We start from the raw sequence: 25325 nt of genomic DNA on the forward strand, positions 1-25325 counted from the left end.
GAAAGAAGATGTTAAAACAAGAAAGAGCAGACTATATTGTCGAGGCACTTGAGGAGCTTTATCCAGAGACTCCAACGCCTCTAGATCATACGAATGAGTTCACCTTACTGATAGCTGTCTTATTATCAGCACAATGTACAGATGAACGAGTTAATCAGGTGACGCCGGCACTTTTTGCAAAGGCCGATAACGCACGCGACATGATGAAGTTAACACAAGAAGAAATTAAAGAAATCATTAAACCTTGTGGACTTTCTCCAAGAAAGTCTAAGGCCATTTATGATCTCTCAAGAATTCTTGTTAATGAACATGATGGAGAAGTTCCAGCAAGTTTTGAAGATCTTGAAAAGCTTCCTGGTGTCGGTCATAAAACGGCCTCTGTTGTTATGGCCCAGGCCTTTGATGTACCAGCTTTTCCTGTGGACACTCATATTCACAGGCTTGCTCAGCGTTGGGGCCTAACAAAGGGAAAGAATGTCGAACAAACAGAAGAGGATTGTAAGAAACTCTTTCCAAGAGATCTTTGGAATAAACTTCACTTGCAAATTATCTTCTATGGCCGCGAATATTGTAAGGCGAGATCATGTTTTGGACTCGAATGTCCAATCTGTCGCTATGTATATCCAAATCGTAAATCAAAAGTAGAGACAAAGAAATGAGAGTAACAAGAATTAATGATTTTGATATTTTACTACAAGAAGGAAGTACAAATAAGTCAATCGTAGTACTTCATGGATATGGAGCAAGTTTTCAAGATTTAGCTCCTCTATATCAGTATCTAGATCCAAAGGATGAATTCAATTGGTATTTTGTCGATGGACCGATGAAAGTTGATATTGGAATGGGAATGAAGGGAAGTGCCTGGTTTCCAATCGATATGATGGGACTTCAACAAGCTTCGATGGAAGGACGAATCGAAGATTTCTTCTCTCAGAGTGTTCCTGATGGAATCGAAGATATGCGTGATCGCTTAGTTCATTTGATCAAAGAGATTAAAAAGAATAGCACAGAAGTATTCCTAGGGGGATTCTCACAAGGCTCAATGCTAAGTCTTGCCGTTGCATATAAAGAACCTCATTTAATTGAGCGTCTCTTCTTACTTTCATCTACTTTATTTGATGAAGCGCATATTGCAGAAAATACAAAGCATATTAAGCATATTCCAATTTTTCAATCGCATGGAAGTGTTGATCCTATTCTTCCATATTTTCTGAGTGAGAAGCTTAAGAGTTATCTTGAGAAGGTTAATGAATATGAATTCCACCCATTCCAAGGTGGCCATGAAATACCAATGCCAGTTATTCAAAAGTTAAAAGATTTTTTAGGAAAGTAGAAATATGTTAAGTGGAAATATTCGCAAAATGAAAACGTCTCTTGAGGACGGACTAGCTCACTATCATTTACCTTTAGGTGATGAGCTTCTTTATATGAATGATCTTCTTGAAAAGAAGATCAAGCTAAGTTTTGATGGTCAGATAAACTCTGTCTACTCTGGTGAGTTAATTAAGAAGTCATATTCCCAAGGCTACTCTTATAAAGAAATGATTACACTTGCACAATGTGACACGTGTATCGTAAAGCCTGAGCTATGCCATTTTCATAAAGGAACATGTCGCGAGCCAGAGTGGGGAGAGAAGAATTGTATGATTCCTCACTATGTTTATCTTGCTGTATCATCTCATGTGAAAGTAGGGATCACACGTCACACGCAAATTCCTACTCGTTGGATTGATCAAGGAGCATCGTATGCTCTACCTATTTTAGAGGTACCTGATAGAAAAACTTCCGGAGAGATCGAGGTTGAGATTGCAAAAGCATTTTCGGATAAGACTAATTGGCGCAAAATGCTTATGAATGAAGTTGCAGATGAAGATTTAGAAATGCTTCGCGATCAGATCTATGATGACTTTGCAGACTTAATTGATAGTTTTGGTCTTGATGATATTGAAGAAGAAGTGACTCATATTGAGTATCCAGTAATTGAATTTCCAAAGAAGGTTAAGTCTCTTGGTTTCGATAAGAATCCTGTTATTGAAGGGACTTTAATGGGAATAAAAGGTCAGTATCTTATTTTAGATACAGGTTGTGTGAATATGCGAAAGCATGGTGGTTACTTTTTAAATGTCGAGGTCGACGTCTAGGCCACATTCTTTAGCGTGGAGCTGAACCATATTCCTCACTTCTTTTGTTGAAACTAAATGGTCAAGAAGCGAAAACTTCTGCGTTAGAGGAATCGCACAACCATTGTCGCATTTAGCATCAGAAGTGATGATGTTCACATGTTCCACTGGCTTCGTATTTTGAAAGCTTGCCATCCATTTGAAATGCTCAAGAATCTTATTTGAAATATTCTGAGCTATTTCACTACGTCTTTCTAAGTTGTATAGAAAGCGGCCAGTATCTTTTTGGCGGCCATTAACTAATATATGAATGACGCCTTTTTCTTTTAGATGTACACTGTTACTTAAACACTTTGGACAAAACATTACTTTTCCTTAAATTTAAGTATAATTATAAAAGCTAAATAAAAATTAATCAAAGGGTAAAATATGGAGCCAATTAAAAGAGCGATTCCTATGCGTGACGGTGTCAAATTGTATACCGAAGTCGTTGAGCACGGTGCAAAGTACTGGCTAATAGCGACTCATGGAATAGGTGAGCATTTAGGTCGACATAAATACCTGCAAGAAATTTTTGGCTTTGATGTAAACGTTTTTCAATATGATCTTCGTGGTCATGGCCGAAGTGGTGGAGAAAAAGCATATATCGATCCATTTGAGCAGTATATGTTAGACCTTGAAGATTGCCTTAAGCATTTAAGAGAGAATTATAAAATGGAAGATTATATTCTCTATGGGCATTCGATGGGTGCTCTAATCACTTGTGGCTTCACTCAGAATAACTTAAAAGATGGCCCAAAACCTAGAGCTATAATTGTAAACGCTCCTCCTGTTGGAGTAGGTGGTCCCTTCGCAAAGTTTGTTAATAAAGTGAAAGGCAAGTACTTTAGCAAGCTGGCCTCGATTAAAATGTCGATACCACTTGGTGGCCTTGTTGACTTAAATACATTATCTCACCGTAATCAAGTTGTTGAAGAATTTAAGAACGATCCGTTTAATCTTCAAAAGCTTCACACTAAACTTCTACTTGAAATGGTTTCCTGTAGTAAGAAGGTATTTTCAAAGCCTATTAATGATGAAGTGGAGAAATATATTTCTTATGGAACTGCTGATGAGCTAGTTAGTGTTCCTGAACTTGAAAGGTACTTAAAGGAAGTAGACACAAGTTTTACGATTACAAAGATAGAAGGCGCACGACACGAACAATATCAAGAAATTGAAAAGTATCGTACACCTTATTTTAACTATCTTAGGGAAATAGTTAAAAAACTAATTTTCTAACGAGTTTGAATATAGTCGATAAAATTTTTGATTACTTTACGTCCACCTTCGTAACCTGACTTTAGCTCTTCATCTGAAAGAGTCATCTCAATATGACTATCGACAAAATCTTGCGATGCCTCAGGGTGGCCTTGGAAGCTAAAGAATGGAAGAGTCTCATGAGCAATCCCATCAAGGAAGCAATCATTTGAAGTTGCTAGGTGAACAAAACCTTTTGGAAGCTCTTTCACTTCGTAGTGATGGGTAATAAAGAGACTAAATTCTTCACCCTTATTAAAACCAAATTTATCCATGAGAATTTTTGTTTTTCTGGTCCCTTCAAAAAGCTGATTATCAGGTTTAACCATATCAACTGTTGAGCCAAAGATATCGGCAATGAGTTGATGGCCAAAGCAAATTCCCATAACAGGGATATCTTGTTCTAATTTTTCTTTCATACGTTTAGCAAGATCGACTTGCCAATCAAGTCTTTGGTAGACGTTTGAGTCTGAGCCGAAAATGATATAGCCACTGGCCTCTTCAATTTTATCTAGTGAGTCACATCCAAATTGAGATACCCAATGATATGTCGTCGGTATATTAAATTTTTGAATCATTTGATTCATACAATTGTAAGACGGATTGTTGATAGCACAGTCAATGATAGCAATAGGCTTCTTCATTATTTCACCTTCTAAGCTCGAATAAAAATGCGTTAATTAATGAGGGCATAATCTAACAAAATTGTTAAAAAGCTAAAAGAAGTTTGTCGAAAAAAGAAATTACTTCTTATGAAAATTGACACTTTAATAAGTTCCGTTACACCTCAAACTTTTGGCACTTTTCAAATTAAAGTTTGAAAAATCAGTATTTTTAAAGGCCAAATATTTAAATACAATGAAAAACATTTGAAATTTATAACTTACCAAGACTTGGTAGGGCCTAAATGTGAATTCAATACCTTTCAATTTTGTCTCGAATCTAAAAAAAAAATACTTTGTTGATATGAGTTAAAGGGCTAATTTTATATAGAATCTAACTAAAAACAGGTTAAAGTTAAGCTAAGAGTTAACCGATAAATAAATTAAGATTAATTCGGGGGGATATCTTGTCAACTGCCAAGAAATTAGATCAAGACAATATTGAGAAGCCAGCAACTTCTGCAGAAGTGTCAAAGGTTTCAGCTTCTTCTAAAGATGAAAATCCATCTAATGTTCTAGAGTTTTCTATTACGAATCAGATCAAAAGTGTTGATTTATCAAAGTTAGGTGAAAGTTCTGAAGAGAGCACTGGTAGTTTAAATAATCTTGATCTAAGTGCTAAGCCAGTAGGCGATATCACTCATACACAAATCTTAAATTTAGCAAAAAGTTCAACTGAAGTGGATGTGCTTGAGGCACAGGTGAAGTTAATCGCCCTTTTTGTATCTGAGGCCAGACTACTTGAGGGCGAGCTGAATAAGTATATTCATGCAATTCACAAACAAAGCCCACAGTCTAAGAAGTATCTTCTTCAAATGAGGAAAGTTGTTAAAGACTTTTCTAATATTGAAAAGATTCTTGAGAAGGCCAGGTCCGTAAAATAAGCTGGAATTAGCGACTTGCTATTTGAAGTAGCTTATCTTCTTTTGTCTTCTTTGAGTCACCCTCTTTTTTAGAATCTTTTTCATCTTTTTCAGGCCCTTGGTCTTCAACTGGAATACTCTTTAAGATCTCAGTTGCAGATACATTCATGTTAATACCAAGACATGCGATTACGGCCATTGCTAGTAAAAGTTTCATAATTTCCTCACGTATAGAATTATGCTTAGAATAGGAAGGATTTAGGCCTTAGACAAAGAGAATCGGTCCGGTGTAGTAATTTTTTTAAACATGTAAGATTGAGATGGGATTCTTACAATGGAGAGGACATTTTTAAGAGTGAGGGTAAGTTTAAGCGGTGCCAAACTTACCCTGAATATTTATTATTTTTTGATAAATGTTTCTAGAAACTTCACCCTTGTCAGTGCTGGTGGGTGAGAGTGGTAAAATGAGCTGTAAACTGGATCTGGAGTCAATGTACTAGCGTTATCCTTATACATCTTCACTAGAGCGTTAATAAGCTCCTGAGGATTTGAATGAATTGATGCAAATTCATCAGCTTCAAATTCATACTTTCTCGATGCCCAAGATGAGATTGGAGTAATAAAGAAAGTATAGATACCACTAACAAGTAAAAATAGAGTTAGGGCCATGTAAGTTTGAGTTGTATGTACTCCATGCATTTCGAAGAACCATGATGTTTGCATCAGCTGACCTAGGATAAAAAGACCAATGAAGCTGAAGACAAAAGCTTTAATCATCATTTTAAGGATATGCTTACGCTTGAAGTGACCTAGCTCGTGAGCAAGTACGGCCTCTACTTCTGAAGCGCTTAATGTATTAATCAGAGTATCAAAGAAGACGATACGCTTATTCTTTCCAAAGCCTGTAAAATAAGCGTTTCCATGTCCACTCCTACGTGAAGCATCCATCACAAAAAGCCCCTTACTTTCAAAATCGACACGCTTTAAAAGATCAAGAATTCGCTCTTTTACCTCTCCTTCTTCAAGTTCTGTAAATTTATTAAAAATTGGTGCGATAAAAGTTGGGTAAATCCACATAAGTAATAGTTGGAACACACTTAGAAATGCCCATGCATATGCCCACCAATACTGTCCTAAAGATTCCATGATCCAAAGAATTCCATAGATTAGTGGAGTTCCGATAATTAGTCCTAGCAGTGAGCCTTTAATCATATCCATTACGAAAGTTTTAAAAGTTGTTTTGTTAAATCCATACTTTTCTTCGATAACGAAAGTTGAGTAAAGGGCCTCTGGTAGGCCAAGTATTGAATTAATGAAACTGAATGCCAAAATGAAAACCGTACCAGTTAATAGCGGTGATAATCCAAGTGTCAGAATTGATTTGTTAAGTGCGTCAAGTCCACCACCTAGAGTCCAAACAACAAGAATAATATAGCCCAGGAAGTTGAACAGTTGTCCCTTATTAAGCTTCTCCATAGTGTAGCGAGCAGCTTTCTGATGCTCTTCTAGTGAGATTTTGTCAGCGAATTCTTCCGGTACAGCATTAAAGTGTTTACCGATATGTTTAATATTTCTCTTATCTAGGTAAGCCTCAATTAATCCTTTGATACAAAGGACTGAAATAAATACTTTTGATGCGATCGTAAGATTGACCATATGCTTCCTTTTTTTTAACTTCTATATTTGTTATGACCTCTATATCATGACAAAAAAAAAGGTATTTGCCTATGAATGTTCACCAAATTTATACCGATTCACCTCTACGCAATTACAACTACATTGTCGAAATGGGCAATGCAGAAGTTGCTGTAGTTGATCCTATCTATCCCGAATTAATCAACGAATGGTTGGCCAATAATGATCGTCAACTTGCAGTGATTTTACTCTCGCATGGACACTATGATCACGTGGCAGGTGTTGAGGCATTAGTAAAAGAGCATGGCGCTCAGATTTGGGGCCATAAAGATAGTTTTGAAACAATTGACCGCATACTCGTTGATGGAGAAAGAATTTCAACCGCATTAGGGGAAATGGAAGTCATCGAGACTCCAGGACATACGATGGACCACTTATGCTTTCTATTTTTTGAATCAGCTAAGCAGGTTGAGATCATTACAATGGATACGATTTTTAATGCAGGCATTGGAAATTGTAAAAATGGCGGCAATCTTGAAGTCTTCGTTAAGACTATTTTAGCACTTAATGAAAGAGTCGAGGATCAGGTTATTTTATGGCCTGGCCATGATTACATTATTAATAATCTAAACTTTACCTTGGCCAATGACCCGGAGAATGAGGCAGCTAAAGAGTTACTTGAGCGAGTGCAATCTGAAGGTAGCATTGGATTTCAAACCAATTTTGAAACAGAAAGGAGAGTTAACCTCTTCTTGATGACGAGTGATAAAGAAAGAATTAAAGACTTAAGAAAGAAAAGAGATAATTGGTAAATTAAAAACAATTAAAGGAGTTGATATGAGTTTTCCAAAAGTTGGAAATATGGCGCCAGCATTTACAATGCTTAACCAAGATGAGCAAAAAGTAAGCCTTAAAGATTTTAAAGGTGAGAAGAACGTTGTTCTTTATTTCTATCCAAAGGCGATGACACCAGGATGTACAACACAAGCTTGCGGTATTCGTGATTATAAGAAAGAGTTCGCAAAGGCCGATACAGTTGTTTTGGGTGTGTCTCCAGACGAGCCAGCACGTCTTGTGAAATTTATTGAAAAACAAAAACTGAATTTTGACCTTCTATCAGATCCAGAGCACAAGTCGATGGATAAGTATGGTGTTTGGGGACTTAAGAAATTCATGGGTAAAGAATACATGGGTGTTATCAGAACGACTTTTATTATTGGCAAAGACGGTCGTCTGAAATATGTAATGGATAAAGTGAAAACTAAGTCACACCATGAAGACGTACTTAACTGGATTAAAGAGAATCTATAGACTCTGTCTTTGAATTTTTAGAAGAGGAAGTATATGAAGGCCCTAATTTTATTTTTATTATTTTCAACGACTTATGCAGCAACAATTGAAGTGATGTCTTATAACGTTGAAAACTTATTCGATACGCAAAAAGATGAAGGAAAGAACGACTGGTCATACCTTCCAAAGAATACTAAAGGAAAAGTTGAAGCTTGTAAGAAGGTTTCATCTAAGTACCGTCGTGAAGAATGTTATTCTGCAGATTGGACTCAAGAGAAACTTGATCTTAAGCTATCTCAAATTAAAGACGTTGTTCTTAAAGAAAGAAAAAAACTTCCAGATTTATTAGTAGTTTCAGAAATTGAAAATGAAAACGTAATCGGACAACTTGCGAAAGTTTTAGGTTATAAGAAATTCTATACATCTAATTCACCGGACTACCGTGGAGTTGACCTTGCTGTTCTTTTTAATGAAACAAAAGATTTCAAGTATGTTTCAAAAAGAGAGCATGTTCTAAAGAGTGATTACTTAAAGAAGAGACCTTCTCGTAATATCTTTGAAGTACAATTTAAGTTAGGAAATAATGACTTATATGTTTTTGCTAACCACTGGCCAAGTTTAGGAAACCCTGATGAGGCAAGAGTAACAGCGGCAACAACTTTAAAAACTAGAATTGATGAAATCATGAAGAAAAATGCTAAGGCATCAGTTCTTGCTGTCGGTGACTTCAATACGATTCCAGAGCTAAAGGAAGCTGGCAATAAGCACCCAATGCGTGACGTTCTTTTAAAGGATGGAACGATAGTGGATGTTGAAAAGGTATTTCGCTCAGAAAAATCAAATGCAAAGAAAGTGCAAGAAATGCCACCGGGGACTTACTACTATGCTAAAAATTCTCAGTGGAATCACTTAGACCGCGTCTTTGTACCAAAGGTTATGCTAGGTGATAAGCATCCTATTAGAGTTGATTTAAAATCTTACAAGATTTATGCACCAGATTTTATTCGCCAACCTCAACCTCAAAGTGTTTATGAAGAAGACATTGAAGAGATGAGAGATCGCGGATTTAAAGTAGAGACAAAGAAAGTGCAAACAGCACCGAATCGTTATGATCACTTAGCAACTAAGAAAGCTAAGGCCGGATATTCTGATCACTTTCCACTTGTTTTCGAATTAAATTACTAAAAAAAAAAGGCCCTTTAAAAGGGCCTTTTTTTATTTATCAAATACGCTGTTAAAATATAGTCTTGTACATTCTCTAACTGGATCAACACCAGCTGGGTTCTCTTGATAGAAATCCTTACACTTTTTCATGAAGTCTTGAGCATAAGTATCTTTCTTTTTTCTTCCGCGAAATTCAAAGTGAAAACCAACGTAATCAGGAGCAACAACTGGGTGAATCGACATATCCCACTTTTCGTTTCTTTCTGGGTTGTACTCACTTGCATAAATTAGTTTACCTGTTATGTGACCTACAAGAGCACCAATAGCAACATCACTTGCCCAGTGTGCACGGTCGTGAACACGTGACCAACCACCAATAGCTGCTGCTGTATACGCAAGAACAGGGATGAATTTTGATTCATCTTTGTAGTGTTCTGCAATTACTGTCGCAAATGTAAAAGCTGTCGTAGTATGTCCCGAAGGAAATGAAACGTTATCGTTATCCCAATTAAATCCAGTAAAATCATTCTTATCTTCTGTTTTGTTTGGTCTAACACGGCTAAAAGTCATCTTAGCAGCTCTTGTGATTAGTCCCGATAATACAGTTGCCTTAAGTGCAACTTTTGAGATTCTTTTGATCTCATCATTTTGAATAACAACACCCAGAGCGTAACCTGCGGCAGAAAGTTGGATAGGGTAACTTCCAGCTTTTTCACCCCAAAAAGCAATTTCTTCTGAAACTTCTGTACGATTGTCTTGAGCAAATTGCATTAACTCTTCATCGTTATTAAATAGTAAAATTGCCGTACCAGCAGTTGCTCCAATCAGTGCAAGCTCTCCATTTGTAAGGCCAACAGGAAGCGTTTGATAAGAAGGAGCGAAAGTATATTCACCGTAACGGTTAATAATTCCATCTTCGGCGTAGCGAGGTTGAAATACACTATCTTCTCCCATTCCTGGGCAGTGACCATCTCTTAAGAAATCTTCTACTAAGCATTCGGCTTGAGCATTAATTACGAATACTAGGCATGCCAATATTCTTAAAAACTTACGTCCTCTCATAAATTCTCCCTAAACAAAATTATATTTGTGCCATTATATCTTGATAGGTAAATCACTAGTGTGTTTTTGTTGTATTTACATAGGGGCTACAAATTTTAGACAGTTAGATGGCGGTAATATATTTCCTCAATTTTTACAGATAAAATTAAGTTAAAATAGTTGAATGAGGGGAATTTTAATTCTAATTTTAACTATTTACGGCCTATGTGCATATTCATCAAATGACTTTAAATACCAAGATCGTTCGAATGATTTTAAAGGGTTAGCTAAGTCCCTTATTGCTGAATATGAGTATCAGGACTTCAGTGGCTTTTATCAAAACTACTCAGAGCACTTCTTGGCCAATCAAGTTTTTACTAAAGGAAGTGAAAGGTTCTTAATTAAGCTTGGACTAGAGGCAGATCCTAATCATTTAAATAAATTTATAGAACTTGAAAGAGGAGAGGTTGTAAACTTCAATGTTAATAGCACTCCAGTATCTATCTATTTTGAAAATATCTCAAAAGTTGAAAAATATAAGATCGTAAAAAGTGTAAAGGGCTTTGTTGCAAAACAGATTAAGAAAGGTAGCTTTAAGAAGTACACTCTCTTAGATCTAATTATTCCAAAGGCCCACGCATTAGAGTGTGAAAATCAGCTTGAAGAGATTGTTAATATCAATGATCTCCAAGCTCCAATTGATAAGTTCAATAAAGACTATCTGATGTCACAAGCAAGTGGCTGTGTACAGAAGGCGCTTAGTGCTGCATGGGCAAGGACTGGCGGGCTTGTTCAAGATGTTGGAAGTGGGGTTTGGAATTTTATAAAATCTCCAGTTAAGTCAGCAAAGAAATTTTGGAATAGTGCAGTCGATACTTATGAGACAACAAAAGAATTCATTACACAAATTGATGAAAGGTTGGCCGCTCTTGGGGATGCCCTTGGCGCTATGTCAGTTGAGTCGCAAGTTCAATTAGTTTGTGCACTTGTGGGGAATTTAGGATCTAACGTTCTTCTTAATGTTATTATGAAAGGTCCACTAGGTCTTGCTAATGCTATGACTTCGTTAGCGGACTTATCAAAAAGGGTGACATCATCAGCAAAATTTCTCCAACTTCTTGATCAGTTAAAGAATGTTGGAAAGTTAGGAAAGGATAAAGTCGGGGAATTGATTAATAAAGTTCTTACGACAAATAATAAAGAGGGTCTTGATAAGGTAAATTCTCTTTCATCAGCTAATTACGTAAACCTTACAGTGGAGTATGCAGCATGCGCGCTTTAATTATATCAATACTCATCACTTCTAGTTTCAATATTGCTGCTTCAGGAAAGAAGTGCAAGGACCTAGATGAAAAGGTTACAAGAGCGATCGAGTCTCAAAAGATAATGAGTCAAAGAGGAATTAAAGGCGAGATTAGACAGGAGATGACAAGTCTTCTTGATCGAGGTGTTGAGATCGATCCAATGTTTTTTCAACAGATGATTTATCGTAAAGGTTTCAAAACAAGTGGCTTTAAAGACAAAGGCCTTCTTGTGGGGCACGCAAAGAAGCACGGTGATGAATTTAACTTTGTAAGTGATAAGCAATACTTAAAAAATGCAGAGAAGTTTGCTCGCTCTAGTGATGATAACATCATCTCATTTAGAAGTAAGAATGATATTTATCGCTACAATCCAGTTTCAAACGAGTTTCAAGTTATCGAGCGCTCTGGAAAGGTCATCGGTACCTATTATAGGCCAGATCTAAGAAAGCTAAATGCTGCACGAAAACGAGAGAATTTACCCCCATTTAAAAGTGTAACTGAATGGTTCATTAAGAATAAATGGGAGCGTTTTGTTTTAAATAGTGATTTTAAAAAATAGAGAATAAATCATTAAAAATTTTGAAAGCATAACTTTTTGTGAATGCTTCAAAGTTAGTAAATCTCTTTTCAAAACTTTTTTCTTTTGAATTTTCTTGATACAGGTAAGCTGTTGCAGCTTCTGCAAACATTTCTTCAGGTGATACTGTTGAGTATGCAGAAGGGAAGTTATCATACACTAATAAATCATTAGTATTTGTTAATCTTAGTTTGGCTTCAGAAAGATTAATTTCTGGATAATGTTGGTCGTTATTATGCTGATATGTAAAGTATCTTTCATTTAAAGACCAACCAACAGAGCTGATGAAATCTTGATATAGCTTTGGATTTTCTTTTTGAACAAAGTGAAAGAACTCATGTGTAAGTGTTAGATTGATTTCTTCATCATTCTTTAATTGATCTTTATAGATAACAACTTGTTTCCACTCTTCATCATACTTACCTTTTGTAAGCCAGTTCGTTGGATGTGTTGTTTCAAAAATGACGAATTTTAAATTTTGCGTTGTCTCAGTAAAGCCAATGTCGAGTAACTCTTTAACAAGACGGATTTGTTTCAAACTAATTTCTGCAGCTGGGATGATTAGGACATTATAATCATCATAAATCTCAAGTTGTAATGAACTTGCCTCAGATCTCTCTTCGTCAGTAATATTGTCGCTAAACTCAAAATCAACAAAGTCGATAATGCCATTGTTATTGATATCACTTCCTACTTTTGATTTATCCTCTGGAAATTCATCAATGATATTGTCGTAACCATCACCATCAATGTCATTATCCATAGCATCTGGGATTCCATCGAAGTCTTGATCGAGAAAGATGAAGTAGTTATCATTTCTAATCACATCTTTTTCTACGAAAGTTTGATTAATTGTATAGCGAAGCTTTTCATTAATAGAAATGAGATTAAAAGTTATTGAAAATGCACTTTTTGCAAAAAGCATCGAAATAGCGAAAATCCCTAAGGGCCAGAGTTGGCCCCTTAGAGAATTCTTAAATATGTTTTTCTTATTGAAAATCATTTAGCTAGTTAGTCCATTTCTTAGTGGTAGTGAGCTGACCAAATATCTGCCCATGCTTCAATAAAACCACCATGTCCACCAACTAGTGCATAAGATAGGATCGCAGCAGGGAAGTATAGAGGTCCAAGTAGTGCCGATTGTTTAGCATGACCAGCTTCGTGTCCAGAAGCGAAACGGTATCCTGAGCAGAAGTCTAATTCAAAAAGTCCTGCAGACATTTTACCTGGAACAATACCAAGTCCACATACGTCAGCGTAGATCTGCATTTTTGAAGCAGCAATTCTGATACGTGGAAGATCAAATTCAATCATTCTTGCATAACGGTATGGTGTTACTGCTTCAAGGAAGTTTATGAATAAGTTAACTCCACGGCTTACTGGAACTAGTAGTACTTTAGTTGCAACAAATGCTCCACCAACCATTGTGTTAATTAGACCCCAAGAAAGGTTTGAGGCAACAACAAATAGGTGCATAAGAGGGTGATCTGGATTCGCTGGGTCAAATAAAAGTGACTTCTTTCCAAATACATTTTCGTAAGTCATTAGGGCCTTATCAAATTCAGCTCTTTGCTCTTGTGTTAGAGCTTCTTTTTTATACTCACTGAATTTTTCAAGTTTTTCAGCATTTTCTTGCTTCCCAGTATTAAGAAGATTATTGATATTTTCACTTAATTCTGGAGAAAGAATATTTGCATCTCTCATCGCCTTTAGCTTAGTAAGAGTCTTCTTAGCATCTTGGTCGATGATTTTCATCATTCCGATATAGGCCATATGCTGTTGAAGAACTTCAAGTTTGAATGCTTCATCATTTTCAGTAAAACGTTGCATTTTATCAGAAGAGATCTCTTCGATATAACCGATTGAACGTTTTGAATAGCCTTCACTTAGATTTCTCATATAAGTAAGAGAGTAGAGTGCAAGAACTTCATTCTGCGCCATTTGTTCTGGTGTATTAATGAGACGATTATTTTCATCTTTACGGTAAGAGTCTTTTCCAGCATCAAAAGTAATCGCGTGAATATCAAGTGTTAGATCTTTTACTTGCTTCATCCAATTACGAATTTTCTCTTTACTCTCATTATATTTTTCAACTGTACGAACTCTTCTTTTGCGATCGTTAGAGCCATAAGTTTGTTTCGAATCAGTCCATGTCTCAAGCTTTGGAGCACTATTAATGAGTTTCGCAATTTGCTCAGATTTAATCTGTAACTCATTTGCCATCATAAGTTTAGAGTCAGATAAGTTTGATTTTTCAGAGCTTTCAAGGCTTAGCTTGAAATCATTAAAATGATTGTTGATGCCTTTATTGGTAACGACCTTACAAGATGCCATTTGAAGGCAGGCCAATACACATAGGGTAGTATTAGCAACTTTTTTAATTGCTGGTGACATAATCTCTCTCCGTTTTTTGGTTTACGGTTTTTTGGGAGTTATATCATTTAATTTGATTGAGTTAGTCGGGTTTGAAAACTTCTCGTAGATGTACAAAATTTAGTCAATAAATTGAAGATCAATTTCTTGAGCTAATTTATTCAGTAAGTACTTAACTTCAGGCACAAGACTAGGGTGTGCTTGAACAACAATGTCGCGATGGCCTTCGTGCTTGTCGCCTTCGATTGTTGAGTAGAAACATAGGCCTTCATTTGCTTCAAGTTGAAAGTAGAAATATGCTGATTCTTTCTTTGGTACTCTTACAATTGTTTTAAATATCTCACTCATAAAATACTCGACAAGTTTGTTTTTTATTTAGTTATTTGGCTTGGCAGTCTTTGCCTATGCACGAAATTTCATTGACTTAAACGCTTTGTAACCTAAAATATTATTAAAGGCCACTCTTTTATCAAGTCATGGAGGACTACAAGTGAAAGATTTCAGGAAGAGATTTCCACTCACTTCAGTATTAATTTTAGCTTTGGCAACGACATCTTGTTCGTGGTCAAAAAGAAAAACTCTTTTTGATGAAGAAGGCTATCCAATTGAAGAAGATAAGCAAGTAGCAGCTAAACAACAAATGGTTCCAAAGGCCCAGTACGATCAACTTCTAGAAAAGTACGACAAGCTTTTAAAAGATACTAAAGCACCAAGCTTAGCAGAGCAATACAAGGCCAAAGGTGGCAAAGAGTCTGCCGAGCAAGTACAGCTGAGTATGATTGATGATCTACAAGGTGCAAAAGGTAATAATGTTGCTGAGACTGTAGATGTTTTTGCTAATGAAGTGGTAGCACAAAAGAAGCAAGAACAAACTGACGATGTTCTTCTACAAAAAGAATTAAATCTTTTAAAACAGGCCGAAGGTTTAATGGCCCAAAATCGCCTTGATCAATCGTTAACAATTTTAAAAGATCTTGAGGGGTCAAGACATAGCCAAATTAAAGTAAGAGCAAAGTTTTATCTAGCAGAAATGCTTTTTGCACAACAAGAATTTGATCTTGCTATGCAATTATATGAAGAAATTCTTAGACAACACGCTTTTTCAGGTCTTGTTATTAAGAGTTTAGGAAGACTAATTGTTTGTACAGATAAATTAAAATTAGCAAAGAAGAAAGAGAAGTATTATTCAATCCTTCACGATTTCTTTGGTGAAGCATAGGGCATAGTTTGAAGAAGAAAAATCTAAGCTTATTCTTTTGTATCGTATCTCTTCTCATGAGCATGGGACAAGTGCGTGCGCAAGATGATCTTAAGGATCTAGAGCTTTTAGATGATAAAGACCTTCTTATGCTTTTAGAGGAAGAAACAGATCAGCCTCAGCAAACGGATGTTTCAGATGAAGTCCTTTCAGACGAATTAAATTCAATTAAAAGTGATCAAAAGAAAACACTTCCTGGCGAGGAAGTTCTTACTGATGAAAATCTTAAAAAGATTGATGCTAATAATTTAGAGAACGCAGATAATCTTGAAGAGATTGATATACTTGCAAAAGATGTTGATACAAAAACACAAGAGTCTAATGTTGATATTGTAGAGCCTGAAAAAGCTGCACAAAAAAATGTTAGTAATCAAAATGTAACAATTGATAAAAATCTTTTTAATGTAGGAAAGGAAGAGAAAGAGCTTCTAGATCTTGCAAAATTTGTTGAAAAGAAAATTCCAGAAGAAGAGTGGAATGAGCTTGCAACAGCTGCAAAAGTCGATAAGTATATCGTGCAAGATGGCGACTGGCTTTGGAAGATTTCACAAAATCTTTTTGGATCAGGTTTTTATTATTCAAAAATTTGGTCGATGAACCCTCAGATTACAAATCCACACGAAATTGAGCCAGGACAAGTTCTAGTATTTTCTACTGGTAGTGAGAGTTCTTTTCCAAAAGTTGCCTTTGGTTCTTTTGAGGATGATGGAAGTCAAGTTCGTCGTTCTGAGAACGTTAAGGTTGCTTCATCTGGTGCATTCTCAGCATATGGTGACGATATAAAATCAGATTGGTTAAAAGAGAGAAGGACACTTGTAAACAAAGGTGCATTCTTTCAATCACTAACAGAGTCTTCTTATGATGATGTTCTTTCAATGACTGAGATTGAGTTAAATACTGATTATAAAAAGTATGCGCCACCAATTTCTCGTATCATTATTGAAGAGCCAGATACTCAATATGACAAAAATGGTATTTCTTCGATTGAAAGACAAGAGATCACTGTTTCTCATGGATTCTATTTAAATACTTTTCTTACAACTAATCATATTCAAGATTTAGGTTATATCTCAGATAAGCAAGACGAGTCGGTTTTAATTCACAAAGACCAACATATCTACGTTAAGTTTGATAAGAGTGTACAGGTTAGGCCAGGTGATAAGTTTTCAATTTATCAACCAGATGGAAAAGTATCTCACCGTATCTCGGATCGTGAAGGTTTACGCTATACAATTCTTGGTCAAGTTAAGGCAATTCGTGAGTTAGAAGATAATAAGTGGGAAGTTGCTGTTGACGAAATTGTTGAAACAATTGAGCGTGGAGCTAGGCTAACTGTTTATACTCCAAAGATTGCTAAGATCTTTAAGACTTATAACCCACGTCGTATTGAAGCTGCGATTATCGGTTCTTATAAGCAACAAGATCGTGGGCTTGCCCTTGGAAGTGTTGTCTATTTAGACAGAGGTCGAGTTGACGGAGTTGAGCTTGGAAATGTTTTTGAAGTTTACTCTTTTATGGATAGAGGAACAGGAAAACAAATTAGTTCACAACCTACTTATGTAAAAGGTGAGGCAACTGTTATTACTGTAACTGATAACTTTGCTACGGCAGTTGTTTCTTATAGTAACTCAGGGCTTGATCTTGGAGATATTGCTCTGACAAAATCTGAAGCGACAGCAAAGATGGCCGAGCAGTTACGCAATAACACACGTGCAAAGAATCTTGGTAAGCAAGAAAACCTTGCTCTTGAAGAACTTGATGTTGAGCTAAACTTAGACAATCTTGGGGAAGATCTGCTTAAACAAGTTGATGAAATTCGTCTTGAAGAGGATGAACTTGAAGAACTTGAACGCCAAGAAAGAGAGAAGTCGATCATTAAGGAACAAGCTCGAGATCTTAAAGAACTAGAGAAGCTTGAGAAAGAATTGATTGATGCTGAAACAAAATTAAATGAGCAAAAGATCGACGAAGATACTTACTTAGAGCGTCAAGACCTGAATTTAATTGAGAAAGGTGTGAAGGCTAAAGATCCTAACGCACTACCTTCAATGAATGAAATTGAATCACAAGAAGGTCTAAAATATATGGATGAAGATCTGAACACTAAGGAAAACCCTTACGGATTGACTCCATATGACATCGAAGAAATTGAAGAACTATTGAATAGTGACTCAAATTAATCTATGCTAGCAAAAAATATGTTAAGATACCCTTGGTGCGTTCCTGTAACGCACCTTGTTTTTTTATAACAGGAGAAAGTGAACGTCATGACACAATCAGAAGTTGTGAGTGAAGCTACAACAAATGCTGCCTCTGACAAGGCCTCGAAAAAAGTAGCAAAAAAAACAACAAGTAAAAAGAAAACAACAAAGAAGAAGACTGCCAAAAAAACTGCCAAAAAAACAGCAAAGAAAGCTGCTAAAAAAACGGCCAAAAAAACAGCAAAGAAAGCTTCTTCATCTAAAGAAAAAGACTACAAACTAGTCATCGTGGAATCACCTTCAAAGGCCAAAACGATTAAGAAATATCTTGGCCGTGGTTTTCAAGTTGTTGCCTCAAACGGACACATTAAAGACCTTCCAAAGTCTAAACTAGGTGTTGATATCAAAGAAAACTTCGAGATCGACCTTGTTCCTATAGCTGGTAAAGCAGCAAAAATCGAAAGAATTCAAGAATTAGCAAAAGATGCAAGTGAAATCTTCCTGGCACCCGACTTGGACCGTGAGGGAGAGGCCATTGCATTCCATCTTGCTGAAGAAATTGGTAAGCGTAAAAAGATTAGAAGAGTAATCTTCAACGCCGTTACTAAGAATGCTGTAACGAATGCCGTTGAGAATCCAGTAGAGCTAAATGTTAATATGTATGATGCCCAAAAGACTCGTCGAGTTCTTGATCGTCTAGTGGGTTATAAGATTTCACCAATCCTTTGGGATAAGGTTCAACGTGGTATTTCTGCTGGGCGAGTTCAGTCGGTTGCCCTTAGAATTATTGTTGAAAGAGAAGACGAAATTAAAGCTTTTGTTCCAGAGCAATGGTTTTCTATCCATGGTGAAATGGAAAAAAATGGAACTCTTTTTGAATTCAAATACTATGGTGAAGATGCCAAGAAGAAAACAGAACTAACTGATGAAGAGTTCACAAAACAAATTGTAAAAGATGTTAATGGGAAAGAGTTTGAAGTAATTGACGTTAAGAAACGTGAGAGAAAACAAAACCCAACACCTCCTTTTACGACATCAAAGCTTCAACAGGAAGCTGCCAATAAGTTAGGCTTCACGGCAAAAAGAACTATGATGGTTGCGCAAAAACTTTATGAAGGGATTGCAACAACTGACTTTGGTACAGTCGGTCTTATTACTTATATGAGAACGGACTCTGTTAGAACTGAGCCTGAATCATTAAATGCACTACGCGAATACGTAAAAGATCAATACGGTGAAAAGTATTTATCACCGGAGCCTATTGAATATAAGAAGAAGGGAAGTAGTAAGGTTCAAGATGCCCACGAGGCCATCAGACCGACATCTCTTGAATATACTCCAAATCAGCTAAGAGGTGATTTAGAGCCAGATGAACAAAAACTTTATGAGCTTATTTGGAATAAATTCATCTCTTCTCAAATGAGCCAAGCTGTTATTGATCAAACGGCCGTAACTTTTGAATGTGAAGGTCACTTCTTTAAGGCCAATGGTTCAATCATTAAGTTTCCAGGTTTTAGAACTGTTTATATGGAAGCTGCTGCAGAGAAAGCTTCTCGTCGTGGTGGAAATGATGATGAGGATGATAACGACACACCAAAGGCAACAGGTGAGCTACCAGTTATTGAGGTCGGCGAACAAATGCCAGCAAAAAATGGACCTGCTGAGCAGGAACATTGGACTTCTCCTCCTCCACGCTTTAATGAAGCCTCACTTGTTAAGGCTTTAGAAGAGCAGGGAATTGGACGTCCATCGACATATGCTTCAATTATTTCAAATATTCAAGATCGTGGTTACGTTGAAAAGGTTGAAAACCGTTTCATGTCAACTGAGCTTGGAACTGTTGTTTGTAAAATGCTTATCGAATCATTCCCAGATGTCATGAACGTTGCTTTTACGGCCAATGTAGAAAAGCTACTTGATAAGATTGAAGACGGTGAAATTAAGTGGAAGAAGGTTCTTAAGGAATTCTGGCAAGGTTTTGAAAAGACTCTTGAAAAAGCAAAAGAGGAAATGAAAAACCTCAAGAAGCAAGAAATCCCAACTGGAATTCACTGTGAAAAATGTGAAGACGGAGAGTATCTGATTAAGTGGGGACGTAATGGTCAGTTCCTTGCTTGTCGTAACTACCCGGATTGTACTTCTACTCACGATTTTAAAAAGCACCTTGACGGTAAAATTGAAATACTTCCAAAAGATTGGTTTAGAGATCCGTGCCCTGAGTGTGGAAAACGTCTTGAGGTTAAAAAAGGTAAGTTTGGTCGCTTTGTTCGTTGTGAAGAATATCCAAAATGTGAAACGACACTTCCATATACAATCGATGTAACTTGTCCAAAATGTAAAAAAGGAAAGTTTGCTGAGAAGAAATCTCGTTATGGGAAGATCTTCTACGGATGTACGAATTATCCTGAATGTGAAACAGCTCTTTGGAATGAGCCTAAAGTAATGGATTGTCCTGCTTGTGGATTTGGCGTAATGGGCGTTAAAGAAACAAAGAGATGGGGAAAACAGCTTCAATGTCCTGAGTGTAAACACTCTGTTGATTGGGAAGATACTCCATTTGCAAAAGAAGAAGCACAAGAGAATAAAGAGTAAATAATATGATCAATAAAAATATGGCCCTTGTTTTTTGCAAGGGCTTTCTTATGGGCATTGCCGACCTAATCCCAGGTGTATCTGGGGGAACAATTGCATTTATAACTGGTATTTATGACAAGCTTCTTGAGACTGTTGCGGCCATTGATAAAAATCTTATCAAAGATGTGGTGACATTAAATTTTAAAAATGTTTCAGAGAAGATCGATTTAAAATTCATTATACCTTTGGCAATAGGGATACTCGGTGCCATGCTTTCTTTAGCAAGGCTAATGCACTATCTAATCAATTATCACCCTGTTCCTACATGGGGATTATTTCTAGGTTTAATCTCAGCTTCAATCATTGTGATTGCAAGAGACTTAAAGGATCGTAAGAGCCCTGTGGCCCTAGCGATGGTGGCCCTAGGTGGAGCTATTGGTTTTGCTATTACACAACTTGTTCCGGTAACAACTCCAACTGACTTGTGGTTTATTTATATTTGTGGCCTTATCGGAATTACGGCCATGATCCTTCCTGGTATTTCAGGTTCATTCATTCTTTTAATTTTAGGAAAGTATGAATACGTAACAGGTGCTCTAAAAAATCCATTTCAAGAAGGTGCTCTCATTATCATTGGTGTCTTTGCTCTTGGCTGTTTAACTGGTCTTGTGAGCTTTTCTAAGGTTTTAAACTTCTTTATGAAGAATTTCCGCGAGCGCACAATGGCATTTTTAGTAGGGATTCTTCTTGGAACTTTATCTAAGGTTTGGCCTTGGAGAGAAGTGACAAAGTCTGTTGTGATTCGTGGCAAGACGAAGGTCTTATCAGAGAGCCTTTATTTTCCAACGGCCCTGACAACAGAAGATATTCTTGCTGTTGCTCTAGTTGTCATCGGCTTCTTGTTTGTCTTCATTCTCGAGCGTAGCGCGAATAGAAACAACTAAAAATATTGTCTAGTTTAGTGACTTGACCTTTTATTTAATTCTCATTAACATCCGTTTGGTAATTCAAACAAAAAGTTTAATAGGAGAATAAATGAAGAAGTTGTTTATCGCTTTAATTGCAGCAACTACAGTTAGTGCTGCTACAACACAAGAGCTAGAAAGAAGAATTGATATTCTTTCAAAAGAAGTACAAAGCATGCAAGCTAAGGGCCTTTCGTCAAAGGTTAGCCTTGGTGGTTACGGTGAGATTATCTACACTGACAATAGTGAAGGTACGGCACAGTGGGATACGTTAAGAAATGTTCTTTACGTAGGTTACCAATTTAGTGATAAGTGGTCTTTCATGACTGAGATCGAAATTGAGCACGCTGACGAAATCTATACTGAATTTGCAGAAATTCGTTATGCTCACTCTGATCTTTTAAATTTTAAAGCAGGTCTTTTACTTACTCCAATCGGTATCGTAAACACTGAGCACGAGCCAACTCGTTTTATTGGTGTTAAGCGTCCAAGACTTGAAAATGCAATTATTCCAACAACAATGCGTGAAAACGGTCTAGGGATCTACGGTACTTGGAATAATCTTGAATATAAGTACTATATCATGAACTCTCTAAAGTCTTGGGATGGAACGAATGGTTTCTCTGAGACAGGTGTACGTGGTGGACGTCAAAAAGGTGCTCAAGCTCTTGCTGGTCACTGGTCACACGTTGCTAGAGTTGACTATGGTTTTGACTTTGGTCTAGATCTAGGGACATCAATCTATGTAGGTACAACTAACGGTGCAGCACAAGGTGAGCACAATATCTACGATGTTCATTTAGCATATAACTACAAAGGCCTAACAGTGAAGGCATTATATGTTTACTCAACTCTTGATGGTAAAGAATTCTCAGCAGCAACATCAAAAGTTGTAGCTGACGTAATGCAAGGTTACTATGTTGATCTAGCTTACAATATTACTCATGGTAAAACTTACTCAATTATGCCATATGTAAGATACGAAAGTTATAACACTCAAGATGAAGTTGACTCATCTGTTGGTGTAGCTGATAAAGCAAACGATAAAGAAAATATCACAGCTGGTATTATGTATAAGCCACTTGATAAAGTTTCTTTCAAAGCTGATTTCACAAAACTAAACAATGCATCTAATGCAGGTGAATCAGAAGAAGTAAACTTCGGGATCGGATGGGAATACTAAGATTTTCAAATCTATTCAATATAAAGGCAGTAAAGGGGATTTTCCTCTTTACTGTTTTTTTATTTCTGGCGAAGGGAGAAGCTTTTGCTGGAATCAAGGAAACTCTTTCAAAGAAGTATCCTGATTGTTCGTTTGTTGAGAAGTCTAAATTCTTAACAGATAAAGAGTTTGAGACAATCAAATCGAAGTATCCTACACGTGATATTCGTCGTTTTTACTCGTTTTTTAAGAGAGAATGTAAGAATGAAACGTCTTATGACTTCGTCTTTACAGATACTGTTCGAACGAAGAATCAAGTTCTCCATGTTCACGTGGTTAAAAATAATATTGAAAGTTTAGCGATTGTTAAATTTGAAGAGCCTTCAGAATATAAGGTGAAATCAAATTGGCTATCTCGATTTAAATCTCAGAAGCCTGATTCAATTGATATTGTTTCGGGGGCAACGCTTTCTTCAAATAGTACAAAATTTTTAGTATGGTTGTCGCTATATCTCCAAAAAGATATAATCTAGTTTAAGCTATGACTCCTTCAGAAAAGAATAACCTATTTACCTCAAATTACTTCATTGTTGTAACTGGTACAATCTATTTTGTGGCCAAGTACTTTATGGAGATTCAAGGAGAGTGGGGAGTTGAAACTCATCCTCTTTCTATTTGGATGCAAAAACTACATATCTTGTCGGTACCTTTTCTACTATTCTTTGTCGGTACAATCTTTTCAAATCATATCTACAAAAGAATTCTAAGTGGTTATAAAAAATCTCGTACATCAGGAATTTTTCTTATAGGACTCTTTGTTGCTATGAGTTTATCGGGTTATCTAATTCAGGTAAGTGATAATGATCTTTTAAGGCAATGGTCGGCCTATATCCACCTAGGAGTATCTTTAGTGTGGAGTATTGGCTTTACTTACCATCACATTACAGCAAATCGTTAAATTGAATTAAGACTGTTTTAGCTTACGATCAACCATTTCACCAATTACGTGAGGGCGAACTAAGTGGTAGGCGTAAAACATATGAAGACACCTAAGGTGATAAAAGTCTCTAAGTCCTCCGATTCCAGTATCTGTAATCATCGGCATCATATTATCTGGTAATTCGAGATTCATTTCTTTAAAGAGTTTTACTCTTTCATCACGATATGATTCATGAATAGCTTTAACTTTCTCTTTAAGTTCTTCATCTGTATCAATCATTGCTTGAAGTTCTTTTGTAAATCCTTGTCCCTCAATCTGACTAATGGCCTTGTAAACAACAGGATCAACTAGCCAGTAGATTGTTGGAAATGGAACCTTATCAACAACTGGAGTAACCTTTATTGAAGCAGGCCTTGCATCAGCTGTTCTTGCTGAAACCTCAAGAATACCTCTGGCCTCTCTTTTTAGAAAAGCTTCAATTTGTTCAATATCTTTATCAGTTACTTGTGTGCTCAAAATAGAGATGCTCCTATTGTGTAAAAAATTGAGAATGAATTAATATCTTCTCGTGCACTTTGTTCTTGCAGAATTTCTACTTTCGTTCGGTTTGTACGATCGACTAATGTAGCCTTGTAAGATCGATAAGCGGCAACTGAAACTTCTGCAAAGAATGGAAAGTGATCAACTGTCTTTACTTGTTCAACGCCGATCGCAAGTGCTCCACCAAATGAATCATAATTAATCTTAAGTGACTTACCATTAGTATTAATATTAAAGTCATCTAGGTCAAGTGAGTTTAGAAGCCAGCTAGGGCCAAATTTGATATATGCTTTGAAAGTTTTGAATCCAATAAAGTCTAAAAAATCAATTTCGTAAACATCTGAGTTAATTCGTATCGTAGGAGTGATATTAAAGGATCTAAAATTTCCTTCGCCTTCAAGAACTCTATTCTCGTATGCGAAACGTAAGTCTCGTCCTCGCCCAAATGTTGTATGTGACTCAAGTCCAATCTCAATTCTTTCTAAGCGAAATGAAAATTGTGTGTATATTCCAAGCGCCTTTGATTCTTCACGGTCTTCGATATCGTATTTATTTTCGTACTGATCGTCATCTAGCTCGTTAAAGATAGTATTTTGAAAAGTTACCCCTGCTCTTAGATAAAACTCATAAGGTCCTTTTTGTGCATAGGCAGAAGTTATAGAAAGTATGAATATTATGATCAGTTTAAAATTCTGCATGAAAGTAATATCCAATTGATTTCTTATCAATATTTGGCGCAATGACTGCGTATGATGTCCCTTCAAAAATTGAAGGAAATAAAGTCATCGGGTTAATAAGGTGACCAAAGAAATGCCCAACTTTACTATCTCCGTTAAGGAGTTGCATTGATAGTTTTTCGAATCCATAGCCCATAACCGCACCTAGTACAGGTGTTTGATAAAGGTCTTGAACAGAAGCTGGTTCAGTATAAACTTCGATGAGAAACTCAAAGATTGTGCTTGATACAAAAGTTAGTGCCAGAGCATCAGCGTATCGATAATTTCGGGCACGATAGTAAAGAAACATTTGAGAGCCTGTGTAAGGGTGAACCATATAGTTCCAAAAAGGCTCATCACGATCAAAAACTATTTTTCCAAAATTACTTCGGTAAACATCCCATGAACCTTCTTCTCTTACTGTATCCCATTGAGTTAGTGGATAAGCGATTAAAGAGATACCAAAGACGAATCCAACATCTTTAAAAATTTCTTCTTTAGTATGGTCTCGATCTTGGTAGAAATACTCTGTTTTTGCAAAAGAAGTTCTTTGCAGTGACAGGGCAAGTAATGTAAAAGATATAGAAATAATAAAGCTTTTCACGATGTGTTCTTATATAAATTAAGCTACATTATGGCCA

The 25325-nt window shown here is 36.4% G+C and carries 28 protein-coding genes; 17 read left to right on the forward strand and 11 right to left on the reverse strand.

The features are described 5' to 3' along the window. The first annotated feature begins 8 nt into the window (after positions 1-8). From nth to ACMAWV_RS04860, 3 genes are read left to right on the forward strand one after another with little or no spacing between them, the layout of a single operon-like run. Entirely contained in the window at positions 9-659 is a 651-nt protein-coding gene (nth, locus tag ACMAWV_RS04850; protein WP_103216519.1) for an endonuclease III, read from the forward strand. Further along, complete coding sequence (locus ACMAWV_RS04855; protein WP_103216520.1) at positions 656-1333, forward strand: alpha/beta hydrolase; 678 nt, start codon at positions 656-658, stop codon at positions 1331-1333. Before nth ends, ACMAWV_RS04855 begins: the two co-directional genes overlap by 4 nt. A gap of 28 nt (positions 1334-1361) precedes the next feature. Then, positions 1362-2141, forward strand: coding sequence for a DUF2797 domain-containing protein (locus ACMAWV_RS04860; RefSeq protein ID WP_103216941.1), 780 nt, complete (start codon positions 1362-1364; stop codon positions 2139-2141). Here ACMAWV_RS04860 and ACMAWV_RS04865 read toward each other — a convergent pair. Beyond that, positions 2118-2486 carry a hypothetical protein gene (locus ACMAWV_RS04865; RefSeq protein ID WP_392991071.1) on the reverse strand — a complete coding sequence of 123 codons (369 nt, stop codon included), beginning with the start codon at positions 2484-2486 and terminating at the stop codon, positions 2118-2120. The two genes, ACMAWV_RS04860 and ACMAWV_RS04865, sit on opposite strands and share 24 nt — an antisense overlap. A 63-nt stretch (positions 2487-2549) precedes the next feature. Here ACMAWV_RS04865 and ACMAWV_RS04870 point away from each other — a divergent pair, with 63 nt between their 5' ends. After that, positions 2550-3401 carry an alpha/beta fold hydrolase gene (locus ACMAWV_RS04870; RefSeq protein ID WP_412462907.1) on the forward strand — a complete coding sequence of 284 codons (852 nt, stop codon included), beginning with the start codon at positions 2550-2552 and terminating at the stop codon, positions 3399-3401. On the opposite strand, the gene ACMAWV_RS04875 is transcribed toward ACMAWV_RS04870, so the two are convergent. Further along, positions 3398-4063 carry a type 1 glutamine amidotransferase gene (locus tag ACMAWV_RS04875; protein ID WP_412469841.1) on the reverse strand — a complete coding sequence of 222 codons (666 nt, stop codon included), beginning with the start codon at positions 4061-4063 and terminating at the stop codon, positions 3398-3400. The genes ACMAWV_RS04870 and ACMAWV_RS04875 overlap by 4 nt on opposite strands. Before the next feature lie 425 nt (positions 4064-4488). Between ACMAWV_RS04875 and ACMAWV_RS04880 the strand changes: the two genes are divergently transcribed. After that, complete coding sequence (locus ACMAWV_RS04880; protein ID WP_103216524.1) at positions 4489-4965, forward strand: hypothetical protein; 477 nt, start codon at positions 4489-4491, stop codon at positions 4963-4965. Between the two features lie 7 nt (positions 4966-4972). Here the strand turns inward: ACMAWV_RS04880 and ACMAWV_RS04885 are convergent, their stop codons facing one another. Further along, positions 4973-5161 (reverse strand): hypothetical protein, encoded by a 189-nt coding sequence (locus tag ACMAWV_RS04885; RefSeq protein ID WP_103216525.1) that lies wholly within the window; start codon positions 5159-5161, stop codon positions 4973-4975. Positions 5162-5343: 182 nt separating this feature from the next. Continuing rightward, positions 5344-6600, reverse strand: a complete 1257-nt coding sequence (locus ACMAWV_RS04890; RefSeq protein WP_103216526.1) for a M48 family metallopeptidase — start codon at positions 6598-6600, stop codon at positions 5344-5346. A gap of 71 nt (positions 6601-6671) precedes the next feature. Between ACMAWV_RS04890 and ACMAWV_RS04895 the strand changes: the two genes are divergently transcribed. From ACMAWV_RS04895 to ACMAWV_RS04905, 3 genes are read left to right on the forward strand one after another with little or no spacing between them, the layout of a single operon-like run. Further along, the gene (locus ACMAWV_RS04895) at positions 6672-7391 is read left to right on the forward strand and encodes an MBL fold metallo-hydrolase (protein ID WP_392991075.1); all 720 of its coding nucleotides are present in this window, start codon (positions 6672-6674) and stop codon (positions 7389-7391) included. A gap of 25 nt (positions 7392-7416) precedes the next feature. Beyond that, positions 7417-7890 (forward strand): thioredoxin-dependent thiol peroxidase, encoded by a 474-nt coding sequence (gene bcp / locus ACMAWV_RS04900; RefSeq protein ID WP_103216528.1) that lies wholly within the window; start codon positions 7417-7419, stop codon positions 7888-7890. Between the two features lie 33 nt (positions 7891-7923). Further along, the gene (locus ACMAWV_RS04905; protein ID WP_412469840.1) at positions 7924-9054 is read left to right on the forward strand and encodes an endonuclease/exonuclease/phosphatase family protein; all 1131 of its coding nucleotides are present in this window, start codon (positions 7924-7926) and stop codon (positions 9052-9054) included. A gap of 30 nt (positions 9055-9084) precedes the next feature. Here ACMAWV_RS04905 and ACMAWV_RS04910 read toward each other — a convergent pair whose 3' ends face one another. Continuing rightward, positions 9085-10095: a phosphatase PAP2 family protein gene (locus tag ACMAWV_RS04910; RefSeq protein ID WP_103216530.1), complete on the reverse strand. Its 1011-nt coding sequence runs from the start codon at positions 10093-10095 to the stop codon at positions 9085-9087. Positions 10096-10258: 163 nt separating this feature from the next. Here ACMAWV_RS04910 and ACMAWV_RS04915 point away from each other — a divergent pair, with 163 nt between their 5' ends. Next, the gene (locus ACMAWV_RS04915; RefSeq protein ID WP_412469839.1) at positions 10259-11356 is read left to right on the forward strand and encodes a hypothetical protein; all 1098 of its coding nucleotides are present in this window, start codon (positions 10259-10261) and stop codon (positions 11354-11356) included. Further along, positions 11344-11937 (forward strand): hypothetical protein, encoded by a 594-nt coding sequence (locus ACMAWV_RS04920; RefSeq protein ID WP_392991080.1) that lies wholly within the window; start codon positions 11344-11346, stop codon positions 11935-11937. The genes ACMAWV_RS04915 and ACMAWV_RS04920 overlap by 13 nt, the downstream gene beginning before the upstream one ends. Here ACMAWV_RS04920 and ACMAWV_RS04925 read toward each other — a convergent pair. The 3 genes from ACMAWV_RS04925 to ACMAWV_RS04935 form a co-directional block, all read right to left on the reverse strand. After that, positions 11927-12880 (reverse strand): thrombospondin type 3 repeat-containing protein, encoded by a 954-nt coding sequence (locus ACMAWV_RS04925; RefSeq protein WP_412469838.1) that lies wholly within the window; start codon positions 12878-12880, stop codon positions 11927-11929. The genes ACMAWV_RS04920 and ACMAWV_RS04925 overlap by 11 nt on opposite strands. 98 nt (positions 12881-12978) lie before the next feature. Next, positions 12979-14349: a hypothetical protein gene (locus tag ACMAWV_RS04930; RefSeq protein WP_103216534.1), complete on the reverse strand. Its 1371-nt coding sequence runs from the start codon at positions 14347-14349 to the stop codon at positions 12979-12981. 99 nt (positions 14350-14448) lie between these two features. Next, positions 14449-14676: a DUF4911 domain-containing protein gene (locus ACMAWV_RS04935; protein WP_392991082.1), complete on the reverse strand. Its 228-nt coding sequence runs from the start codon at positions 14674-14676 to the stop codon at positions 14449-14451. A gap of 142 nt (positions 14677-14818) precedes the next feature. On the opposite strand from ACMAWV_RS04935, the gene ACMAWV_RS04940 reads away from it, so the two are divergent. From ACMAWV_RS04940 to ACMAWV_RS04970, 7 genes are all read left to right on the forward strand, one after another. Next, positions 14819-15547: a tetratricopeptide repeat protein gene (locus ACMAWV_RS04940; RefSeq protein WP_103216536.1), complete on the forward strand. Its 729-nt coding sequence runs from the start codon at positions 14819-14821 to the stop codon at positions 15545-15547. 8 nt (positions 15548-15555) lie between these two features. Beyond that, on the forward strand, positions 15556-17766 hold the full coding sequence (locus ACMAWV_RS04945) for a LysM peptidoglycan-binding domain-containing protein (protein ID WP_392991085.1): 2211 nt from the start codon (positions 15556-15558) through the stop codon (positions 17764-17766). Between the two features lie 87 nt (positions 17767-17853). Next, complete coding sequence (gene topA, locus ACMAWV_RS04950) at positions 17854-20379, forward strand: type I DNA topoisomerase (protein WP_392991087.1); 2526 nt, start codon at positions 17854-17856, stop codon at positions 20377-20379. 5 nt (positions 20380-20384) lie between these two features. Next, positions 20385-21305: a DUF368 domain-containing protein gene (locus tag ACMAWV_RS04955; RefSeq protein ID WP_412469837.1), complete on the forward strand. Its 921-nt coding sequence runs from the start codon at positions 20385-20387 to the stop codon at positions 21303-21305. Positions 21306-21396: 91 nt separating this feature from the next. Beyond that, on the forward strand, positions 21397-22509 hold the full coding sequence (locus ACMAWV_RS04960; RefSeq protein ID WP_103216540.1) for a hypothetical protein: 1113 nt from the start codon (positions 21397-21399) through the stop codon (positions 22507-22509). Then, positions 22497-23021 (forward strand): FMN-binding protein, encoded by a 525-nt coding sequence (locus ACMAWV_RS04965; RefSeq protein ID WP_412462902.1) that lies wholly within the window; start codon positions 22497-22499, stop codon positions 23019-23021. Before ACMAWV_RS04960 ends, ACMAWV_RS04965 begins: the two co-directional genes overlap by 13 nt. A gap of 8 nt (positions 23022-23029) precedes the next feature. After that, positions 23030-23446, forward strand: coding sequence for a hypothetical protein (locus ACMAWV_RS04970; RefSeq protein WP_103216542.1), 417 nt, complete (start codon positions 23030-23032; stop codon positions 23444-23446). Positions 23447-23452: 6 nt separating this feature from the next. On the opposite strand, the gene ACMAWV_RS04975 is transcribed toward ACMAWV_RS04970, so the two are convergent. Genes ACMAWV_RS04975 through ACMAWV_RS04985 form a run of 3 tightly spaced genes read right to left on the reverse strand, consistent with a single transcriptional unit; the run spans position 23453 to position 25288 of the window. Then, positions 23453-23944: a DUF501 domain-containing protein gene (locus ACMAWV_RS04975; RefSeq protein WP_412469836.1), complete on the reverse strand. Its 492-nt coding sequence runs from the start codon at positions 23942-23944 to the stop codon at positions 23453-23455. Beyond that, positions 23941-24666 (reverse strand): hypothetical protein, encoded by a 726-nt coding sequence (locus ACMAWV_RS04980; RefSeq protein ID WP_412469835.1) that lies wholly within the window; start codon positions 24664-24666, stop codon positions 23941-23943. Before ACMAWV_RS04980 ends, ACMAWV_RS04975 begins: the two co-directional genes overlap by 4 nt. After that, positions 24653-25288, reverse strand: coding sequence for a DUF3943 domain-containing protein (locus ACMAWV_RS04985; RefSeq protein WP_392991094.1), 636 nt, complete (start codon positions 25286-25288; stop codon positions 24653-24655). The genes ACMAWV_RS04980 and ACMAWV_RS04985 overlap by 14 nt, the downstream gene beginning before the upstream one ends. Positions 25289-25325 lie beyond the last annotated feature (37 nt).

The organism is Halobacteriovorax sp. RT-1-1 (assembly GCF_047085455.1).
Classification (GTDB): domain Bacteria; phylum Bdellovibrionota; class Bacteriovoracia; order Bacteriovoracales; family Bacteriovoracaceae; genus Halobacteriovorax_A.

Coding starts and splice junctions, on each gene's coding strand:
- ACMAWV_RS04920 (WP_392991080.1), top strand. CDS start 11,344: ATGCGCGCTTTAATTATATCAATACTCATCACTTCTAGTTTCAATATT.
- bcp (WP_103216528.1), top strand. CDS start 7,417: ATGAGTTTTCCAAAAGTTGGAAATATGGCGCCAGCATTTACAATGCTT.
- ACMAWV_RS04865 (WP_392991071.1), bottom strand. CDS start 2,486: ATGTTTTGTCCAAAGTGTTTAAGTAACAGTGTACATCTAAAAGAAAAA.
- ACMAWV_RS04915 (WP_412469839.1), top strand. CDS start 10,259: ATGAGGGGAATTTTAATTCTAATTTTAACTATTTACGGCCTATGTGCA.
- ACMAWV_RS04970 (WP_103216542.1), top strand. CDS start 23,030: ATGACTCCTTCAGAAAAGAATAACCTATTTACCTCAAATTACTTCATT.
- topA (WP_392991087.1), top strand. CDS start 17,854: ATGACACAATCAGAAGTTGTGAGTGAAGCTACAACAAATGCTGCCTCT.
- ACMAWV_RS04890 (WP_103216526.1), bottom strand. CDS start 6,600: ATGGTCAATCTTACGATCGCATCAAAAGTATTTATTTCAGTCCTTTGT.
- ACMAWV_RS04855 (WP_103216520.1), top strand. CDS start 656: ATGAGAGTAACAAGAATTAATGATTTTGATATTTTACTACAAGAAGGA.
- ACMAWV_RS04885 (WP_103216525.1), bottom strand. CDS start 5,161: ATGAAACTTTTACTAGCAATGGCCGTAATCGCATGTCTTGGTATTAAC.
- ACMAWV_RS04980 (WP_412469835.1), bottom strand. CDS start 24,666: ATGCAGAATTTTAAACTGATCATAATATTCATACTTTCTATAACTTCT.
- ACMAWV_RS04930 (WP_103216534.1), bottom strand. CDS start 14,349: ATGTCACCAGCAATTAAAAAAGTTGCTAATACTACCCTATGTGTATTG.
- ACMAWV_RS04925 (WP_412469838.1), bottom strand. CDS start 12,880: ATGCTTTTTGCAAAAAGTGCATTTTCAATAACTTTTAATCTCATTTCT.
- ACMAWV_RS04960 (WP_103216540.1), top strand. CDS start 21,397: ATGAAGAAGTTGTTTATCGCTTTAATTGCAGCAACTACAGTTAGTGCT.
- ACMAWV_RS04895 (WP_392991075.1), top strand. CDS start 6,672: ATGAATGTTCACCAAATTTATACCGATTCACCTCTACGCAATTACAAC.
- ACMAWV_RS04860 (WP_103216941.1), top strand. CDS start 1,362: ATGAAAACGTCTCTTGAGGACGGACTAGCTCACTATCATTTACCTTTA.
- ACMAWV_RS04870 (WP_412462907.1), top strand. CDS start 2,550: ATGGAGCCAATTAAAAGAGCGATTCCTATGCGTGACGGTGTCAAATTG.
- ACMAWV_RS04905 (WP_412469840.1), top strand. CDS start 7,924: ATGAAGGCCCTAATTTTATTTTTATTATTTTCAACGACTTATGCAGCA.
- ACMAWV_RS04935 (WP_392991082.1), bottom strand. CDS start 14,676: ATGAGTGAGATATTTAAAACAATTGTAAGAGTACCAAAGAAAGAATCA.
- ACMAWV_RS04910 (WP_103216530.1), bottom strand. CDS start 10,095: ATGAGAGGACGTAAGTTTTTAAGAATATTGGCATGCCTAGTATTCGTA.
- ACMAWV_RS04955 (WP_412469837.1), top strand. CDS start 20,385: ATGATCAATAAAAATATGGCCCTTGTTTTTTGCAAGGGCTTTCTTATG.
- nth (WP_103216519.1), top strand. CDS start 9: ATGTTAAAACAAGAAAGAGCAGACTATATTGTCGAGGCACTTGAGGAG.
- ACMAWV_RS04965 (WP_412462902.1), top strand. CDS start 22,497: ATGGGAATACTAAGATTTTCAAATCTATTCAATATAAAGGCAGTAAAG.
- ACMAWV_RS04875 (WP_412469841.1), bottom strand. CDS start 4,063: ATGAAGAAGCCTATTGCTATCATTGACTGTGCTATCAACAATCCGTCT.